5 protein-coding genes are annotated in these 2,638 nt (G+C 45.6%); 4 read left to right on the forward strand and 1 reads right to left on the reverse strand.

Annotated features, from left to right (window positions below; all coding sequences use genetic code 11):
* From V6M43_RS14710 to V6M43_RS14725, 4 genes are all read left to right on the forward strand, one after another.
* Window positions 1-181 (forward strand): hypothetical protein (locus tag V6M43_RS14710; RefSeq protein WP_332736526.1); only part of this gene is annotated, 181 nt, incomplete at its 5' end.
* A 46-nt stretch (window positions 182-227) separates the two neighbouring features.
* On the forward strand, window positions 228-914 hold the full coding sequence (locus V6M43_RS14715) for a DUF5343 domain-containing protein (protein WP_332736528.1): 687 nt from the start codon (window positions 228-230) through the stop codon (window positions 912-914).
* Entirely contained in the window at window positions 907-1,401 is a 495-nt protein-coding gene (locus V6M43_RS14720; RefSeq protein ID WP_332736530.1) for a TIGR02391 family protein, read from the forward strand. Before V6M43_RS14715 ends, V6M43_RS14720 begins: the two co-directional genes overlap by 8 nt.
* Window positions 1,402-1,514: 113 nt before the next feature.
* The gene (locus V6M43_RS14725; RefSeq protein ID WP_332736532.1) at window positions 1,515-2,315 is read left to right on the forward strand and encodes a hypothetical protein; all 801 of its coding nucleotides are present in this window, start codon (window positions 1,515-1,517) and stop codon (window positions 2,313-2,315) included.
* Between the two features lie 85 nt (window positions 2,316-2,400).
* Here V6M43_RS14725 and V6M43_RS14730 read toward each other — a convergent pair.
* Window positions 2,401-2,638, reverse strand: a 238-nt coding sequence (locus V6M43_RS14730; RefSeq protein WP_332736534.1) for a LysR substrate-binding domain-containing protein, incomplete at its 5' end; no start/stop codon positions are given.

A 2,638-nucleotide genomic window follows, 5' to 3' on the forward strand; every position in this document is an offset into this window, starting at 1 on the left:
CAGGCAGCACTTATTCACAGCGTATCGGTTGCGGGAAAACCCGCGACCACGCGATTACCCACTGCTGACTGCCGTTACAGGTAATGGCTTGAACTGTGAGGCGCTTGCGATAGGCATCGTTGGTGTGCGGGTGGACTTATCTGGAATTCTGGAGTATTCAATAACGAAGGATTTTGCTTAATTACTGTTATGTATTAAACAAAATAATCATCTACAGGGAGAGACTTATGGCAGGCGAAAAACATCCATACATGGGGAGCAAAGGGCCAATCATTCAGCTTTTTACCCAACTTCGAAATTCATTTCCTGCCACACTTGATGCTACTACATTGAAAAAACTAGCAATCGGTCCGAACAGTGAGGGCGTATTGCTAAATGTTTTAAGATTTGTGTCCATAATCGATGAAAATGGAAAAAAAACAGCGTCAGCAACAAAGATTTTCACTCTGCATGATGACCATGCATTTCAAAAAGCCTTATCAGAGTCGGTCAAGGTCGGCTACTCAGAGCTTTTTGATTTGCATGGTGACAAAGCTTGGAACCTTGATTCAAACGCGCTAATTACTTTTTTCAGACAACACGACCAAACAAGCGCTATTACAGGCAAGCGGCAGGCGGTAACGTTTGAGGCTCTGGCCTCTCTTTGTGGGCACAATGAAATGCCCGAGCCAAAAGTAAAATCCACATCCAAATCTGCAGCAAAGACTAAAGCATCAACAGCAGATGCAAAACCTCAAGCATCAAAAATAATAGAAATAGAAAAACCCCCTGTAGTTGCAGAGAGTGCCGCAGGAACAAGGGGAAATAATGTTGGTCTTACTGTTCGTATCGAAGTGAATCTGCCATCAGATGGCGACCAAGAAACTTACGATAGAATCTTTAAAAGTATCAGAGAGAACTTATTGAATGGTTAAGAGCATTGAGATATTTGAATCTATTGCTCGCAAAGCATATAGATTTACTGCGCGCTCAACTTCAGACATAGTAGATCAACATCCTTTTGAGAGTCGCAACATTCATGAAAATATCCCTGACATTGTGCGACGCCTTTTTGACGACGGTCATTATTCACACGCCACTTTCGAGGCGTATAAATACATTGATAAAGAAGTTGCCCGCCTAGCATCAAAGTCTGCGACTGGTTATAAGTTAATGATGGATGCATTCAATGAGCAAAATCCACTTATAAAATTAAATTCTATGATCTCAATGTCAGAAAAAGACGAACAAATTGGTTACAAATTTCTTTTTGCCGGAGGAATGTCAGGCATCCGAAATCCCCGTGGCCATGAGTACGACATGAAAGATGATATTGAAACTTGCATAAGCCATCTTGGCCTTGGCTCAATGCTTCTCAGAAAGCTGGAAGAGGCGGGGCATCAATTATCAAAGCACACATAACAAAGCATTGCAGCGTAGTAATTGGGGACAGGCCACGATTTTTCGCTCCTGCTTGATCATTCAAGCAAAACCGTGGTCTGCCCTCTATTGCCCGCTATAAATGAGTGTTCACGATGAATCTCAGAAAGAAGTACATTACGTACGCGCTAAGTAGCCCGTGCCCGGCCATGATTCCTCGGTCAGGCGAGAAGGGGGCACTTGTAAACTGCTACACCGTAGCTATAGACAAGGATGCAGAGCCCCATTACTTGGTGAGGGAAATTCAGGGTGATGAGCTGACCTGTTCTGAATGGAATGGGAGCAAATACGAGATTGAACGCAAGATAAAGCTATCCTCTGTAAACCCAAAAGACTTCAGGATTTCGCACTACTACGGGCTTTCGGAAGTAACTTACTTCGGAATCACAGATTTTATCGTCGGCCGTATTTTCTTTATTGAGTACATAAAGATACATGGCTATAGAGTTCTCACGGCTGCGGATCAGTACATCTTCAACAAGAAGAAGCTCGTTACCAAGCAGCGCATTGACCTCCTAAGGTTTCTTGTGTCCCAAGCCTTAGAGGGCAAGAAAGAATTTGATGTCATTAGCCTAATGACAAAGCTATACACCATTAAGTGGGTTCTTCATCCAGATAAGGATTCGCAAATCCAAAAGGTGAAGCTATACCTAAAATCGTTGGTTGACACCGGCGAGCTCCAGATGATGAACGGGAACTATGTTCTTACCGGTCATGCGCTACGCGGCATTGAAGAGTATGAGGAACAAGAGCGAAAGCACATTGAAAGCGTAAAGATTCAGCGCCGAATGTTTTGGCTTACGATGGTTATTGCGCTGCTTACTCTAGTGCAGGCTGGCCTTGTTAAGCTCCCGCCAATAATTGACGCTACTGAGTACATCTCGGAAAGAGAGTAATAGGGACCACGGTTTTTCGCTTCTGCTTGATCATTCAAGCGAAATCGTGGTCTGTCCCCTATTATCTAGCGCCGCCACATCTGGCTCAGCAGGAAAACCGCTCAGCCAGATTCTGCGCTTTGAAATGCTCGACCAGGCAATCCACAAAGACGCGGGTTTTCGCCGGCAGCAAGGTATGCGCGGAGAAGTACACCGCTATGTGCCCCGCGTCCACATACCAATCGGGCAGCACCCGCAACAGGCTGCCCTGGTCCAGATAGGGAAGGGCGTGCGGCAAGCTGACCAAGGCGATGCCCAACCCCATTTCCGCCGCGCGGCAGGCG

Source organism: Flavihumibacter sp., assembly GCF_036676075.1.
GTDB lineage: Bacteria > Bacteroidota > Bacteroidia > Chitinophagales > Chitinophagaceae > Flavihumibacter.